17 protein-coding genes are annotated in these 15,251 nt (G+C 48.2%); 8 read left to right on the top strand and 9 right to left on the bottom strand.

What is annotated here, in order from left to right:
• Window positions 1–1,018: 1,018 nt before the first annotated feature.
• Window positions 1,019–2,308 (top strand): NCS2 family permease, encoded by a 1,290-nt coding sequence (locus C942_RS13750; protein ID WP_007466570.1) that lies wholly within the window; start codon window positions 1,019–1,021, stop codon window positions 2,306–2,308.
• Window positions 2,309–2,362: 54 nt separating this feature from the next.
• Window positions 2,363–2,821 carry a xanthine phosphoribosyltransferase gene (gpt, locus tag C942_RS13745; protein WP_007466568.1) on the top strand — a complete coding sequence of 153 codons (459 nt, stop codon included), beginning with the start codon at window positions 2,363–2,365 and terminating at the stop codon, window positions 2,819–2,821.
• Window positions 2,822–2,901: 80 nt separating this feature from the next.
• On the opposite strand, the gene C942_RS13740 is transcribed toward gpt, so the two are convergent.
• The gene (locus C942_RS13740) at window positions 2,902–3,201 is read right to left on the bottom strand and encodes a hypothetical protein (RefSeq protein WP_007466566.1); all 300 of its coding nucleotides are present in this window, start codon (window positions 3,199–3,201) and stop codon (window positions 2,902–2,904) included.
• Window positions 3,202–3,475: 274 nt separating this feature from the next.
• Here C942_RS13740 and frsA point away from each other — a divergent pair, with 274 nt between their 5' ends.
• The 4 genes from frsA (at window position 3,476) to C942_RS13720 (ending at window position 7,936) form a co-directional block, all read left to right on the top strand.
• Window positions 3,476–4,735 (top strand): esterase FrsA, encoded by a 1,260-nt coding sequence (gene frsA / locus C942_RS13735; RefSeq protein WP_007466563.1) that lies wholly within the window; start codon window positions 3,476–3,478, stop codon window positions 4,733–4,735.
• Between the two features lie 184 nt (window positions 4,736–4,919).
• Entirely contained in the window at window positions 4,920–5,324 is a 405-nt protein-coding gene (gene crl, locus C942_RS13730; RefSeq protein WP_007466561.1) for a sigma factor-binding protein Crl, read from the top strand.
• A 122-nt stretch (window positions 5,325–5,446) separates the two neighbouring features.
• The gene (gene proB, locus C942_RS13725; protein WP_083882350.1) at window positions 5,447–6,643 is read left to right on the top strand and encodes a glutamate 5-kinase; all 1,197 of its coding nucleotides are present in this window, start codon (window positions 5,447–5,449) and stop codon (window positions 6,641–6,643) included.
• Between the two features lie 51 nt (window positions 6,644–6,694).
• Window positions 6,695–7,936, top strand: coding sequence for a glutamate-5-semialdehyde dehydrogenase (locus tag C942_RS13720; protein ID WP_408633479.1), 1,242 nt, complete (start codon window positions 6,695–6,697; stop codon window positions 7,934–7,936).
• 213 nt (window positions 7,937–8,149) lie between these two features.
• On the opposite strand, the gene C942_RS13715 is transcribed toward C942_RS13720, so the two are convergent.
• From C942_RS13715 to C942_RS13695, 5 genes are all read right to left on the bottom strand, one after another.
• Window positions 8,150–8,335: a DUF2897 family protein gene (locus C942_RS13715; RefSeq protein ID WP_007466557.1), complete on the bottom strand. Its 186-nt coding sequence runs from the start codon at window positions 8,333–8,335 to the stop codon at window positions 8,150–8,152.
• Window positions 8,336–9,004, bottom strand: a complete 669-nt coding sequence (locus C942_RS13710) for a M15 family metallopeptidase (protein WP_007466556.1) — start codon at window positions 9,002–9,004, stop codon at window positions 8,336–8,338.
• A gap of 23 nt (window positions 9,005–9,027) precedes the next feature.
• Entirely contained in the window at window positions 9,028–10,161 is a 1,134-nt protein-coding gene (gene dapE, locus C942_RS13705; protein ID WP_007466555.1) for a succinyl-diaminopimelate desuccinylase, read from the bottom strand.
• Window positions 10,162–10,170: 9 nt separating this feature from the next.
• The gene (locus C942_RS13700; protein WP_007466554.1) at window positions 10,171–10,521 is read right to left on the bottom strand and encodes an ArsC family reductase; all 351 of its coding nucleotides are present in this window, start codon (window positions 10,519–10,521) and stop codon (window positions 10,171–10,173) included.
• A gap of 113 nt (window positions 10,522–10,634) precedes the next feature.
• Complete coding sequence (locus C942_RS13695) at window positions 10,635–11,033, bottom strand: MAPEG family protein (RefSeq protein WP_007466553.1); 399 nt, start codon at window positions 11,031–11,033, stop codon at window positions 10,635–10,637.
• A gap of 437 nt (window positions 11,034–11,470) precedes the next feature.
• On the opposite strand from C942_RS13695, the gene C942_RS13690 reads away from it, so the two are divergent.
• Window positions 11,471–11,752, top strand: coding sequence for a winged helix-turn-helix domain-containing protein (locus C942_RS13690; RefSeq protein ID WP_007466552.1), 282 nt, complete (start codon window positions 11,471–11,473; stop codon window positions 11,750–11,752).
• Between the two features lie 56 nt (window positions 11,753–11,808).
• Here C942_RS13690 and C942_RS13685 read toward each other — a convergent pair whose 3' ends face one another.
• The 3 genes from C942_RS13685 to narQ are packed head-to-tail and all read right to left on the bottom strand — an operon-like array spanning window position 11,809 to window position 14,463.
• Entirely contained in the window at window positions 11,809–12,135 is a 327-nt protein-coding gene (locus tag C942_RS13685) for a DUF4156 domain-containing protein (protein ID WP_007466551.1), read from the bottom strand.
• Complete coding sequence (locus C942_RS13680) at window positions 12,135–12,761, bottom strand: response regulator (protein WP_036800170.1); 627 nt, start codon at window positions 12,759–12,761, stop codon at window positions 12,135–12,137. The genes C942_RS13685 and C942_RS13680 overlap by 1 nt, the downstream gene beginning before the upstream one ends.
• 10 nt (window positions 12,762–12,771) lie before the next feature.
• The gene (gene narQ / locus C942_RS13675) at window positions 12,772–14,463 is read right to left on the bottom strand and encodes a nitrate/nitrite two-component system sensor histidine kinase NarQ (protein ID WP_007466549.1); all 1,692 of its coding nucleotides are present in this window, start codon (window positions 14,461–14,463) and stop codon (window positions 12,772–12,774) included.
• A gap of 297 nt (window positions 14,464–14,760) precedes the next feature.
• Here narQ and napF point away from each other — a divergent pair, with 297 nt between their 5' ends.
• On the top strand, window positions 14,761–15,249 hold the full coding sequence (napF, locus tag C942_RS13670) for a ferredoxin-type protein NapF (RefSeq protein ID WP_007466548.1): 489 nt from the start codon (window positions 14,761–14,763) through the stop codon (window positions 15,247–15,249).
• Window positions 15,250–15,251 lie beyond the last annotated feature (2 nt).

Genomic DNA, 15,251 nt, shown 5'->3' with positions numbered 1-15,251 from the left:
TTAAATAAAACAGAGTATTCACTCTTTTGTCATATCCTTGTGCTTATATCCCTTTGTTGCGTTTAGTTATTCAATATTCGTTTCGTAATTTTCAACCAGTTCATGTCATCTAATGAGACGTATTCTCGCTATTGATAATGTAATAAAATTACAGAAAAGTATGTCCAAGTGCACATAAATAAAAAAAGTGTGACGCAGTTAAAGAAAATGCTTGTAACTTAATTACGAGATGGGTATAGTTTACACATCTTCTGGTGAAGACAGAAATACACAGAAACTGCTTAGGACGAGCCCGAGGTATCGCCTCCAAGGAACTGAGATTAAGTCAAGCCACTATGGCTGAGCACGAAATGTATGTGTGTTTAGTAAACTTAATATTTAAAGGTGATAGAAATGAAAGTATTTGATTCAATTGCAAATTTTTGGAATAACCGTTCTGTGTACACAGCAAACTTCCAGTACCCAAGCTATTTCGGCTACTAATTCTTGATACTGTGCCGGGCTCTGGTAGTCAGGCATGGTGTTCGAGCAGTATTGTTCACCCCCTTTATGATTTGAGAATTCGGAATACCCTCGCTAATTGGTTATTCAACACATTCTTACGCCACTTCAGTTTGAAGTGGCGTTTTTTTTATTTCCTTCTTCTAAAAAAACGGCTTTATAAGCCTTCTCTCACCATCTGCATTAAATTTAGCCTTATAACTATGGCTATAGCTTCAAGCTGACAATAAAAAACTTAACCTGATGTATATTATCGTTTGCGTACTAGTAGAAAATGCTGAATGCTACGGTACCTATATATGTTAACTAAACGTTAAGTTGATGATTTTAAAGGGAATAAATTTAATGTGACTTTAGGTTGGATGTTTTTTTGCTCTGTTGGCCGAAATCTCTAATGATAATTACGTTAATCTCTGGAAATTGACAGGCAAGCCGCATATAATCGTCGCCTAAAATCGTTTGCGCAAACGTTTTACTTTTTAACTTGCGGCGAAATGTCTCCAAGGAACCGAGAGCAATGCTTGAGAAACTATTCAAACTGAAAGAACACGGCACTGATGTTCGTACTGAAATGTTGGCAGGTTTAACGACCTTTCTGACAATGGCCTATATCATTTTCGTTAACCCGACGATGCTGGCTACTACTGGTATGGATCAGGGAGCGGTGTTCGTCGCTACCTGTCTGGCAGCGATGGTTGGCTGTTTTATCATGGGCTTTGTGGCGAACTATCCGGTCGCTCAGGCTCCGGGTATGGGGTTGAATGCTTTCTTTACCTACAGTGTTGTTCTGGGTATGGGGCATACCTGGCAGGTAGCGCTTGCGGCGGTATTCCTGTCTGGTTTGTGCTTTATTGCGCTGAGTGTTCTGCGAGTGCGTGAATGGATTATAAATGCCATTCCGAACGCACTTCGCACCGGTATTTCAGCTGGTATAGGTCTGTTTTTGGCATTTATTGCCTTGCAGAGTGCTGGCATTGTGGTTGATAATCCTGCAACTTTGGTTCATGTCGGCGATCTAACCAGCTTTCCGGCGGTAATGGCTGCTCTGGGGTTTTTCCTGACAATTGCGCTGGTACACCGTGGTTATAAAGCTGCGGTACTGATTGCGATTCTGTCTGTTACTGTTCTCGGAATTCTGTTCGGCGATATCCAGTTTGCTGGTGTGATGTCTATGCCACCAAGCCTGGCTCCGACATTTATGCAGATGGATTTTGGCGGCGCACTTGAAGTCGGTTTGGTTTCTGTTGTGTTTGCCTTCTTGTTTGTTGATTTGTTCGATACTGCAGGAACGCTGGTGGGAGTCGCAACTAAAGCTGAGCTGATCGGCGAAGACGGTAAGCTGCCTCGCCTTAACCGTGCTCTGCTGGCGGATAGTACGGCAACTTCAATTGGTGCTGTGCTGGGTACTTCAAACACTACATCATTTGTTGAAAGTGTTTCTGGTGTTGCGGTTGGCGGACGTACCGGCCTGACGGCTGTTACCGTAGGCGTATTGTTCCTGCTGGCTCTGTTCTTTGCTCCGCTGGCAGGAATGGTTCCTGCTTATGCGACTGCAGGTGCATTGTTCTATGTGGCTATCCTTATGATGTCGGGTTTGGTCAGTGTAGACTGGCGTGACTTAACAGAAGCGGCACCTGTTGTTGTAGTTTGCCTTTTAATGCCATTAACATACTCCATCGCTGAAGGTATCGGCCTTGGCTTTATCACATATGCTGCTGTCAAAGTTATGAGTGGCAAGGGAAGAGATGTAAATATTAGCGTCTGGGTTATCGCAGCCTTGTTTGTTGCTAAAATTATCTTCTTATAACAGTTTTAAAAATATATTCAGCGTACGTTTCGCTGACTCAGAGGTTCATCGGATATGAGTAATAAATTCGTCATCACTTGGGACAACATGCAAATGTACACTCGCCAGCTGGCAGAGAAACTGCTTCCGGCTGAGCAATGGAAAGGCATCATTGCTGTTAGCCGCGGTGGTCTGGTTCCTTCTGCAATCCTGGCTCGTGAGCTTGGTATTCGCTATGTTGATACGGTTTGCATCTCAAGCTACGACCATGATCACCAGCGTGACATGAAAGTACTGAAGCAGGCTGAAGGTGACGGTGAAGGCTTCCTGGTTGTTGATGACCTGGTTGATACCGGTGGCACTGCTGAAATGATCCGTGCTATGTATCCTAAAGCGAAGTTCGTTACTGTATGTGCAAAACCAGCTGGTAAGCACTTGGTAGATGATTACGTTGTTGATATCGCTCAGGATACGTGGATCGAGCAGCCATGGGATATGGCTGTAACTTTTGTTGATCCAATCGCGAAGCGATAAGCGCTGATACTGATTAGTATTTAACATGCTGATAAAAAAGGAGCCACCCGGCTCCTTTTTTATGCTCGTCTGTTACCTGTCTAACTGTTGCGCTTAGCACGAATATCAGACAGAGATTCACCATTAGGTTTGTTACGGTAAAAGTTGTTGTAGTTGATAAGATCGATCATGTCCCGACCGGTCAGTTCACATTGCCTGTTGAGTTTGGTTTGGTAAGACCCAGGGATTTGCTCTCCGGAAGCATTCAGGCAGACTGCGATTTTAGCGTTTACTGCGCCGGAAGCTTCGCCAGGATTTCCACCTAATACCCCTCCGCTACCAAAAGCGAAAACCGATCCTGAAAACAACATTAAGCCAAATATACCGAGTATTTTTTTCATACAATCATCACCGTATAAAATACTAACAGTAGTATCAGCATAGCTTAGGATAAGAAATCAGTGGGATTATTCCTGCTACCAGTTGTTGTCAGATTAAGACTTGCGATATGTTTTTGTTTCGATGCGCACACTGCAACCTACTGTTGGATGGTATACTTTTGCTATAAATATCTTTACGTACATAGCCTCTGTCTTCTAATGCTGATATCTCTTATTCAGTAGGTTCATTCTCAGGGGCAATACGTTATAGATAGACTTGAAAATGGAGCGTACCGTGTCAGAACCATCCAAAACCAATTTATCTGAAAAGCTGTTTGCGCCGCGCCAAACATCAAAAGAAACTTCCAGCTTGGTCAAATTAGCCCATGCTAATGCTAAACCGATCCATAACGCGATCGATGGCGATAGTGAGAAAGGCTGGTACCGGATGCTAAGGCGTCCGCAATGGGCGTGGCAGGGAATCGATCCGATTGAACAAGAAGCGATCTTATCCCGCATGGCGAATTCAGAGGCTCCGAGAACCAGTGATGAGTTGCTTGATACGGTAATTGGTTATAAGCCGGGTAACTGGGTTTATGAGTGGAGCCAAGCCGGGGCGATGTACCAGAAAACAGCCCGTGATTTGGTGAATGCCGGTGAATCAGAAAAAGCTGCGGAAATGCTGCTGACTGCCAGTATGTACTATAGTGTCGGAGCTTATCCGCACCTGAAAGGTGATACCCTTGCCGGACAGGCAGAACTGCAGGCTAACCAGACATACCGGGAAGCCATTTCTTACATGCCGCACAAGATGCGCACCATCGACGTGAAATATGAAGGTAAAACCTTTCAGGCCTTTATTCATATGCACCGCACAGACAAGTTGTTGCCGACCGTTATCGTTAGTGGTGGCCTGGATGCTTTGCAGTCTGACATGTGGCGTTTGTATCACGACTACCTGGCTCCGGCCGGTTTTGCCATGGTGACATTGGATATGCCTTCAGTCGGCCACAGTTCAGCCTGGGCTCTGACAGAAGACACCAGCCGCTTGCACCAGGCATTGCTCCAGCAGATCAAAGAAGTGCCTTGGGTCGATCATACCCGGGTCGCTATGCTTGGCTTCCGTTTTGGCGGTAATGCTGCGATTCGACTTGGTTTCCTGGAGCCGGGGCGACTTAAGACTTGTGTCAGCCTTGGTGGCGTGATCCACAGTATCCTTACCGATTCCAAACGATTGAATGCGATGCCTCGTATGTACCTCGATATGCTTGCCTCTCGAATGGGTAAGAACGGGGTATCCCAGGCGAGTCTGACATCACACTTGTCGGCATGGTCGCTAAAACAGCAGGGACTGTTGGCACGACGTAAGGTGGATGTTCCTATGCTGGGGATTGGTCTGAAAAACGATCCTGTCTGTACCGAAATGGATAACCAATTGATCGCGATGTCGAGCTATGGCGGTAAAGCGGTGACCATAGCGGAGAAACCGCTGTACGATGGTTACCACCGGGCGTTGCTTGTTGTCGTTGACTGGCTAAAAGAAAAGCTGGCCTGATAAAGGTGATCCGGCTTTTGTGAATGTAAAGAAAATGTTGCTATTGTTTGGCTTTGTCGCTTAAATGGAATAACAACAATGACCTGCCCGCCGCTTCGAGAATAGGCTCGGGAATCGACGGGTACGGCATCATCAATTATTGTCTTGCTGTGATTGTGTTATTGACTATGGATGGAGATACGCTATGACGACAAACACGACGTTTCCGCCACATGGACGCCTGATCACTAAGCTAACGGCGCTGGGGCCTTACCTGCGTCAACAGCATTCTTCAGACGGTCGTTACTTCTTTGATTGCCTCGCCAGTTGTATCAGTGCCAAGAAAGCACCGGAAGAAAGGGAGTTCTGGGGCTGGTGGCTGGTGATGACAACAACCGATACCGGATTTGAATACTGCTACTACTTTGGTCGCTTTGACAACAAAGGCGAATGGGTTCGGGAAAGTGTGCCAGCCAAACATGAGCAGGCAGTGTTACAGACTCTGGATGACTTTTACCCTAAGCTGACTGGCTTGCTTCAGGGTGAGTTTAATCTGGAGCTGACACCGTCCGGTGAGCTTGAGGAAGCAGAGCTTGGTAGTGTTGCCTGATTTGTCTCAAGTTTGGAATTGAAAGAATAATGCGCTTTTATAGCGCATTTTTCTTGTGATCTACCAAGGGGATTGATAAAACAATTGCACCTAAATTTATTCATCACAATTGTTTTATCCCAATGGCAGATACAAATAACTCAAATGCTATAACGCAGGACGCTGGGACGCACATTTCTCAACAGGATGGCGCCCAAACGGTTGGACATTCACACCAGTCTCCGCAGACGATCGTCATTAAGCTGGGGACCAGCGTGTTAACCGGCGGAACGCTGAAGCTGGATCGTGCACATATGGTGGAACTGGTTCGTCAGTGCGCATCGCTGCGCCGTCAAGGCCATAAAGTCATCATCGTCACATCCGGTGCAATTGCAGCGGGCCGCGAGCATTTAGGTTACCCCGAGTTGCCCAAAACCATGGCCAGCAAACAGCTACTTGCCGCAGTAGGCCAGAGCCGCCTAATCCAGGAATGGGAACACCTGTTCGGAATTTATGGTTTGCATGTCGGCCAGATGTTGCTGACCCGTGCCGATTTGAATGACCGCGAGCGTTTTCTCAATGCCCGCGATATGGTCTTGGCGCTGCTGGATAACGGAATCATTCCGGTAGTGAACGAGAATGATGCGGTTGCGACAACGGAAATCAAAGTTGGTGATAACGATAACCTATCTGCGCTGGTAGGCATTTTGGTCAGTGCTGATAAATTGCTGTTGCTGACCGATCAGCCGGGCCTGTTTACAGCAGATCCGCGTAACAACCCGGATGCTGAATTGATACGCGAAGTTCATACCATTGATGAAACCCTGCACAAACTCGCTGGTGGCAGCGTTGGCGGTTTGGGTACCGGCGGTATGGCGACTAAACTGCAGGCTGCCGATGTTGCCCGTCGTGCCGGTATTGAGGTGGTGATTGCCGCAGGCAGCCGACCGGATGTAATTAATGATCTGGTTAAAGGCACGGCTGTCGGCACCCGTTTCCTTCCGCTTGAATCACCACTGGAAAGCCGTAAACGCTGGATCTTGGCCGGGCCTCCACCAGCCGGGGATATTGTGATTGATGATGGCGCTGTATTTGCTGTTCAACAGCGGGGCAGTAGCTTGCTGGCGAAAGGGATCTCCGAAGTTAAAGGTGACTTTGAGCGTGGTGAGGTCATTCGTCTTTATAGTGCGAAAGGAACATTGCTAGCACGTGGTATCTGTCGTTATTCAAGTAAAGACATGGCGAAAATTGCCGGAAAACACAGCCAGGATATTTACCAGATCCTGGGTTATGAATATGGACCGGTCGCAGTACACCGTGATGATCTGGTTGTCATCTGATTAAAAATAAATATACGGACATAAAGGGGAAGTATTGTGAATCTTGAAGTGATGGGTAAGGCAGCTCAGCAGGCTGCATTTGAATTGGCTACTGCAGCGACGGCACAAAAGAATAAAGCGCTGGCGATTATCGCGGATGAACTGGAAGCGAATCGCGAGTTGATTCTGGCGGCGAACGCCAAAGATATTGATGCAGCCCGGGAAGCCGGCATGACAGATGCCCTGATTGATCGCTTGCTGCTGAATGAAGACCGCCTTGCCGGAATTGCTAACGATGTCCGCAATGTGATCAGCTTGAATGATCCGGTCGGTGCTGAGCTGGATACACGAGTGTTGGAAAATGGCATGCGCCTTAGTCGCCGTCGTGTACCGCTGGGCGTTATTGGGGTGATTTATGAAGCGCGCCCGAATGTGACCATTGATATTGCAGCACTGTGCCTGAAAACGGGTAATGCCAGTATCCTTCGTGGTGGCCGCGAAACCTTCCACTCCAACATGGAGTTGGTGAAAGTTATTCAGGTGGCGCTTGAAAAAGCTGGTCTGCCGGCGGCATCAGTTCAGTATATTGAAAAGCCTGATCGTGAGTTGGTTTCTCAACTGCTCAAACTGGATCAATATGTAGATATGATCATCCCGCGTGGTGGTGCAGGTCTGCATAAGATGTGCAAAGAAAACAGCACGATTCCTGTGATCATCGGTGGTTTCGGTATCAGCCATGTATATGTCGACAAGACGGCTGATCTGTCCCGTGCGTTGGATGTGGTTGAAAACTCAAAAGTTCAACGTCCGTCAGCGTGTAATGCTCTTGATACCTTGTTGGTGAACGAAGACGTAGCCGAAGCCTTCCTGCCGCGTCTTGCAGAGCGCCTGAACAAAAGCAATGTAACTTTCGTTGCCGATGAAGCAGCTTACGGCGCGCTTGAAGGTAAAGCCGCAGAGCTGCGTCCGGTAGCAGACGGTGACTACGACACAGAGTGGCTGAGCTTCACGCTGGGTGTGAAAGTGGTGAAGGATGTGGATGAGGCCATTGCCCACATGCGCAAGCACAACGCCAGCCACTCCGATGCTATCTTGACGAACGATCTTCAGTCAGCGGAGCGTTTCGTGAATGCAGCCGGTTCAGCCGCGGTCTACGTAAATGCATCAACCCGTTTTACCGACGGTGCGCAGTTTGGCCTGGGAGCGGAAGTGGCGGTTTCAACCCAGAAGCTTCATGCCCGTGGCCCGATGGGATTGGAAGAGCTGACAAGTTATAAGTGGGTGGGGGTTGCAAACTACCTATCCCGCGCGTAACGATGCCTCCGTCGTCAAATAGTCTATAACGTCATCACAAGTGCTCATTTACGTTCGTAAACTCCGCGCTTATTCTTTGTTCTAGAGTGTTTGTCTTAGGTGGCATAGCTCCGCTTTAAGTTAGCGTTTGATGGTATGAATAAAAAACGGAAGCCTACACAGCTTCCGTTTTTTGTTGAAATTCAGCAAGGCAAGCCTTTAGCTTGTTCGAACCTATTTCTTCTCTTTCTTTTCGGCTTCTTTCTGCAGTTGTTCTCGGTCGTACTTTTCCTGCAGGTACTTGATCTTATCTTTGTAGCCGAACTTCATATGCGCGGTGTACTTCAAGGCTGCAATGTTGCTGACAACCACGCTGACAATAATGATACTGATAACCCATGGGTTAAGTAGCCATTCCATTCAGACCTCGCAGATATTCCCGATGTATTTACTATAAAGATTATCAAGGTTTGCCAGGATCTGCGACTTTCCGGCTATTTCACATGCATTTAGTGTGTGGTAAAGCATCTCTGGTGTTAACTGCTGGAGCAAATGCTTACTGAGCGGGTAATAGCTGATATGCCAGGGTTCGACAGCAACACCGCCGCGATCTTCGGCGTAAGGCAGGTAGAATCCGAACTGGGTCATGTGTTCGTTTAGCCAGGCGCTGAATTCGGCCTGGTGGCCGCCGGTTTCGTACTCCCAGGGTTCAAGTCTAAGTTTGACTCCCTCTGGCAGACAGTTCGCAGCGTAGATATCAACATCCGTCCCCCAGTGGTGGCGGCTGGCGCCGGGCAGAGCTGACCAGCGCAGGATGGCGTGGATTTTTTCCAGCTCCGATAATTGGCTGGCATCCAGCGGCTGGCTGTGACTGTCCAGCAGTGGCCGGGTGCCGTTGAACTTGCTGTTCCAAATCAGCAATTGGCGATCGAAAGGGCGAAACGCACTGGCAAGGCGAAGCTCAAAGCCCGCGTTAGCGGCAGCTTGCTGTAGGTCGACAAAAGCCGGCTGCATCGATTTGTGCAGCAGGTGTTGCTGGTGGGGGACAAGGTGGGTGTCTTCTTGTCCGGTAAGCTGCCCGGCAGTCATGTGCCGGGCGGAGGTTAAGTCGGTCATTTAAGTGTTTTTTCTAATACCTTCTGGTACATGTCGGTGAGTTTTTCGAGATCCGCGACCTTCACGCACTCATTGACTTTATGGATGGTGGCATTCACCGGGCCCAGTTCAATCACCTCTGCACCTGTGCGGGCGATAAAGCGTCCGTCTGAAGTACCGCCGGTGGTCAGTAGTTCTGGTTTCTGGTGGTTTACTTCCTCGATAGCCTCGACTGTTGCTGCCAGTAATTTACCGTGGTCTGTCAGGAACGGATGACCGCTCAGGGTCCACTGCATCTCGTAATCCAGACCGTGGGCATCAAGAGTCGAATGAACCTTGCGTTTAATGTCATCAGCAGTCAGCTCGGTGCTGAAACGGAAGTTAAACTGAACCTGGAATTCTCCCGGAATGACATTAGAGGCACCAGTGCCGGCAGACAGGTTAGCTATCTGGAAACTGGTCGGGGGGAAATACGCATTGCCGTTGTCCCATGTCGTTGCCGCCAGTTCAGCCAGTGCTGGCATAGCCCGGTGAACTGGGTTGTCGGCCAAGTGTGGGTAAGCGACGTGGCCCTGAACGCCTTTGATTGTAACATCGCCGGTAATAGAGCCGCGGCGGCCGTTTTTCACTACATCACCGACGAAGTGAGTACTGGAAGGTTCACCGACAATGCACATATCGATTTTTTCGTTTCGTGCTTCCAGAGTATCAATAACCCGGGTTGTACCATTGATAAATGGTCCTTCTTCATCAGAGGTGATCAGCAAAGCAATCGAGCCCTTGTGATCCGGGTTGGCTTCCAGAAAACGTTCGATCGCCACAATGAAGCATGCAAGGGAGCCCTTCATATCTGCCGCCCCACGACCGTGCAGGTAACCGTCGATGATGGTCGGTTCAAACGGTGGGGTGTGCCAGAGATCAGATGGCCCGGCCGGGACAACATCCGTGTGTCCGGCAAAAACAAACAATGGAGCTTCGGTGCCACGGCGGGCCCAAAGGTTGGTAGTATCTTCAAAGATCATCGGTTCAATGGTGAAGCCGAGTTTCTCAAGACGCTGAATCATTACGTCCTGGCAGCCTGCGTCCTCCGGAGTTACCGAGATGCGGCTGATAAAGTCTTTCGCCAGGGCGATTACCGGGCTGTCTGACATCCTGTATCCTTACGAGTGGAAAATTTCTTGGTATTGGGCTGGCTTGAAGCCCAAGTGATAGGTGCCGTTATGAACCAGCAGCGGGCGCTTGATCATCGCCGGGTATTCCAGCATCAGAGCGATTGCTGTCTCGCGGTTCAGGCTGTCTTTCTGTTCGTCACTCAGTTGACGGTAAGTGGTACCGCGTTTGTTGACCATGGCTTCCCAGCCTAGCTCAGACTCAAAGCCTTCCAGCATCGCCTGATCCAGGCCGTCAACACGGTAGTCGTGGAAGCTGTATTCAATGCTTTCCGCTTCCAGCCATTTTTTCATTTTCTTGATGGTATCGCAGTTTTTAATACCGTAGGCAATTGTGTTCATAATTTACTGACTTACTTTTTGTTATCGAATTAGCCTTTCTTTATAACGAGAATGCAGGGGCTTAGCAATGGTAACAAAGGCTTCACGACAGAAATGAAAGATTGGTAGTGGCATCAGGGTGTTGAAATGACAGCCATTCGGATCAGCCAGGCGCAGGCCACAAGGCCGACGGCAAAGACAATGGTTCGCCAGGGACTCAGTTTACAGGCATAGCACACCATGTAGAGCACTCTTGAGATAACAAAAAGGTAGGCGGGCAGGGTTGACTGTTCTGGCGGTACATCGGCGAAATGAGCGATAAAAACACAGCAGGCGAAGACGGGTGTTACTTCCCAGCCATTAGCTTGTGCGGCTTGAACTCTGGCTGCGGCACCGGTTAGCTCTCTTTCCTGGATACGGGGCTGGTTGATATCAAACCGCCCGGTCTGGCGAACCGTCAGCCATCCGCCGATAGCAGCCAGCAGATAGTTGATCAGAAATGAAATGATGATGCACCAGAATGCCGGTGTCATAGGTTGTACCTTATCAAATCGAATCTGGTATTTAGTGTAGAACGGATTATCCGGCAAGTGGTCAGGTAGTTGTGGTCGGTTAGTGATGATGGTAAATGGGCTACTTTAGGGTATGAAAGAGACAGAATTACTATATGGTTATGCAATAAATTTGATTTATTTTTCGTTTTGTATGTATGGTGTTTCAGCTCGTGTTTTTGCGTAACAAGTGACTCAAAACTCACGTTGTTGGTTTTTTGTACTTCTTCAAGTCGTTGATAATATAGAGTTTGCTAGTTTTCTGTTGCTTTGGAAATGATGCTTGTTGCTTAATAAAAGTGAGACATGAATCACTTATTTATATTCAAGTAGCCCATAAATCCTTCCGCATCTTGATCAAACTCAACATCAATATTGGTAGAAGCGGAATAATGAAGCCTCAAATTTTGGAGGTCTCAATGGAATTGAATCCGGTTTTTGCCCGTCGTCTTTATCTCGCATTGCTTGTTGAAAAAGTGGAACGTCCGAACGTTCCGAAGCTTATCGAATTAACGGGTTGGCCGCGCCGTACTATTCAGGATGTATTAAAAGCCCTTCCTGGTTTTGGAATTGAGCTGTCATTTATCCAGGACGGCAAGCGCCATAATGATGGTTATTACCAGCTAAGTGACTGGGGACCGTTTGATTTGGAGTGGGTACAGTCCCGCGAAGAGGATATTGTTTCTTCTGTATCAAGTTAATGAAGTCGATTCACGGCTTTGTCTTGTGTATCAGAGAAGCGATGGGTTACCAGTAATTATGGGCAATGGTAGGCATTGCCCATTAATGTTACCGATGTGCTGAATGATTGCGGGCTGTACAGGTTGACAGTATTTGCCCCGCGCTCAGAAGCTTTGTTCTTCAGGTTGTTAATTGCCCCTTCCGTCAAATCCTCATTGCTGATGAACCAGAATGAGTACCAGCTGCCTTCCGAACCCGTCACTACCCCTTTTTCATCACAGGTTTTAAATTGCTCTGCACTGTCCCAGCGTAGCCGGACATCTTCACTTTGTGGTTGAAGCCGTGTGGTTTCACACCCGCTAAGAAGTAAAAGACAAAAGAGGGTGAAGGTTCGTTTCTGCATTATTGCCCCAATGATTCCAGGTAAAGGACGGTTGCCGCCGTGCGTGATTTTACCTGCAGCTTTTTCAGCAGGCTCTTCATGTGCACTTTAACTGTAGATTCAGAGATAAACAGTGAGTCGGCAATTTGTTTGTTGCGATAGCCTTTGGCAACTTCTTTCAGGATCTGCATTTCCCGCTCGGTCAGGGTATTGAGCAGAGAGTCTTGCTCTGAGGCATCTTCCAGATATTCGCGCACCAAATCACTATAGGCTTTATCGCCCCGCAAAGCTTGCTTCAGCAATTCGATTAACTGATCCGGTTCGGTATCTTTCAACAGGTAACCATCGGCACCGGCGTTGATCAGTGCTTTGATATCTGAGCGGCTGTCAGAGACAGTCAGAACAACGATTCTTGACTGAATATCTTCAGCTCTCATCGCATTAAGGGTATCAAGCCCTGACATCCCTTTCATATTGAGGTCGAGTAAGATCAGATCGGGATCTTTTTCTGTCGCAAGAGTAACGGCATCTGCGCCATTGCTGGCTTCGGCAACAATTTCAAAATCAGGTTCAAAACTGAGTAGCTGGTTGATCCCCCGTCGCATCAGCGGGTGGTCATCCACAATCATAATTTTCCAACACGTCATATTGTTATCCTTAAGGTTCAAGGGAAAAGCTCAGGGCGACTTCGCAGCCTGAACCTTGCTTTGTATTAATTTTTAGCTCGCCGTTGAGGCGCGATGCCCGCTCAGTCATGATCGCCAGGCCGTAGTGGTTCAGTTTTTCACTCGTCGGGTCAAAACCCTGACCGTCATCACTGATTGTGATGTTGACCTGATCGCCACTTTGGTGACAGGCAATGATGATTTCATCGGCCTCGGCATGTTTGATCGAATTTAAAACTGCTTCTCTGATCAGTTGTAGCAGATGAACCTGATGATGGGCATCTAAATTTAATGATGACAAATGGTTATCGATAATCAGCAAAGCATCACTCTGTTCTTCCAGCGGCTTGAGCATCTCAACCAGGGCTTCACCGAAGTTGGTTTCTTTGATGGTCAGGCGGAAGGTGCTGAGCAGCTCCCTCAGCTGGGTATAAGCGCCGGACAGTCCGCTGTCGATATCCGTGATGATCTGCATGGAGTTATCAATTTCATTCTTGCCAAGTTGACGTTTGAGCAGGGTCATCTGAATTTTCAGGTAAGAGAGCGACTGGGCTAATGAGTCATGCAGCTCTCGGGCAATGGTGGCGCGTTCATCCATCAGCAATAACTGCTCTGCCTGTTTTTGTGCTCGGTTGTAGTAGATCCCCCGTGACAGGGTTCGGGCTATATTGTCGATCAGGTTTTTGTCCGGGCATGGCAGGGTGTATTGCCACCATAGCTGGCCGAGAACCTGGTTATCCAGCTCTAAATCCTGATATTGCCACTGCTGATCTGCAGGTTGTCCGGCAGTGATTTCGGTATTGCCGCCGCTGCTTTCTTCAATGATCAGCTTGGCTGCAGTCAGGCCTTCAATGTTTACCATGGTGTCGAGCATCGCGGCGAAATTCTTCGATGACAGACGACTGACTGACAGTTCCTGTGAGCAGTGATAGAGGACTTCGAGTGACTCATTGGCATGGCGCAGGCGGCGCGTTTTTTCATCTACACTCTTTTCCAGTCCCCGGTACAGCTTGCCTAGCTCAGTAGCCATTTGAGAGAAAGTACTTGCCAGTGTGCCGAGTTCATTATCACTTTTGACATTCAATTCGATATCAAACACGCCGTTTTGGATCTGTTTGCTGGCGGAAACCAGTTGGTTGAGCGGTGACACGACTTTACGTTGAGTAAAGTGGATGGTGAACAGGACGATGATCAGGATCAGGCTTAGGCCGATCCCTCCAGTGATAGCAAGCACTTGGAGTTTAATGACTGAGAATTCCTGCAACTCAAAAACAAAGCGGTCGATCCTGTCGACAAAAGTTGCGACTTCGTCAAGAAATTGCTGCGATTGTCCGTTTTCAATCAGGGGTTGCAGGTTCTCCCACCGACCGATCAGGTTGTAGTAGTGAAGCCGGATATCAGACGGTACGGTCCAGTGTTCCAGCGCCGCCATTGAGGGGGAGAAGAGCGACTGTTCGAATTGAGCGATATGCGTGGCAACTTGTTCGGAATCGGTACGGATGTCATAGGCCAGACGATAGCTTTGCATTCGCATCGAGCCGGAAACATTAATGGCTTCGGCATCGTTGAGGCTGGAGGCCAGAGTCACCAGGGCAAAGCTGGTGGTCATCACCGATAGCAGCAGAATAGCCAGCATGGCTCGGGCTATGGTGGTTGTCACGGGTTTGAACGGCCTTTTTTTCACTTAAAGTCCTTTCTTCTACACTGAGATTTAGAGGCTGTACTAACCCTTTGAGTATTTATTGAGCGCTGTTCTTTAAAGGGCAGTAGTAGATAGTGTGAGGGATGTCATTTTCTTTTATTGATCCAAGACAAATTTACCCCCTAATTAACCCTTACTGGGTATTTAAGCATTTATTTCCGAATTTACACTGGTTGTAAACAAAAATGACAGCTTATTAATGCTAGAAAGTGCATTGAGTACAGCCTGAAATACATCAAATTTTCAATATTCAACCAAGGTTATACGGAGTAAGAGCATATGTTTGACCGTTCCCGCCGTAGCCTACTGACCCGACGTCGCAAGCCTCAGTTGCAGCGAATGCCCTGGGTTGTCGATGAAGATACGTTTATTGACCGATGTACGCGCTGCAACAAATGTCTTCATGCATGTGAAACCAAGATCATTATTAAAGGCGATGGCGGATTTCCGACCGTCGACTTCAACCAGGGTGAATGTACGTTTTGCTATGGCTGCGCTGAAGCCTGCCCCGAAGCTTTGTTTCATCCCAGGACGGAATCGCCCTGGGCTCTGAAGGCCGACATTGGTCAGGGCTGCCTGGCCCGGAACCGAATCGAGTGCCGGAGCTGCGGGGATATGTGTGAGGTGCAGGCCATTAGTTTCCGGTTACAACCGGGCGGTGTTGCCCAGCCAGTACTGAATAATGAGGGTTGTACTGGTTGCGGTGCCTGCTTGTCGGTATGTCCGGCTTCGGCAATCACTATGGTTACCCATCAATTAGAAGAGTAAAA

This window comes from Photobacterium marinum (assembly GCF_000331515.1).
Classification (GTDB): domain Bacteria; phylum Pseudomonadota; class Gammaproteobacteria; order Enterobacterales; family Vibrionaceae; genus Photobacterium; species Photobacterium marinum.
The sequence above is the reverse complement of the archived record's forward strand: the minus strand, read 5'-3'. Positions and strand labels throughout refer to the sequence as shown.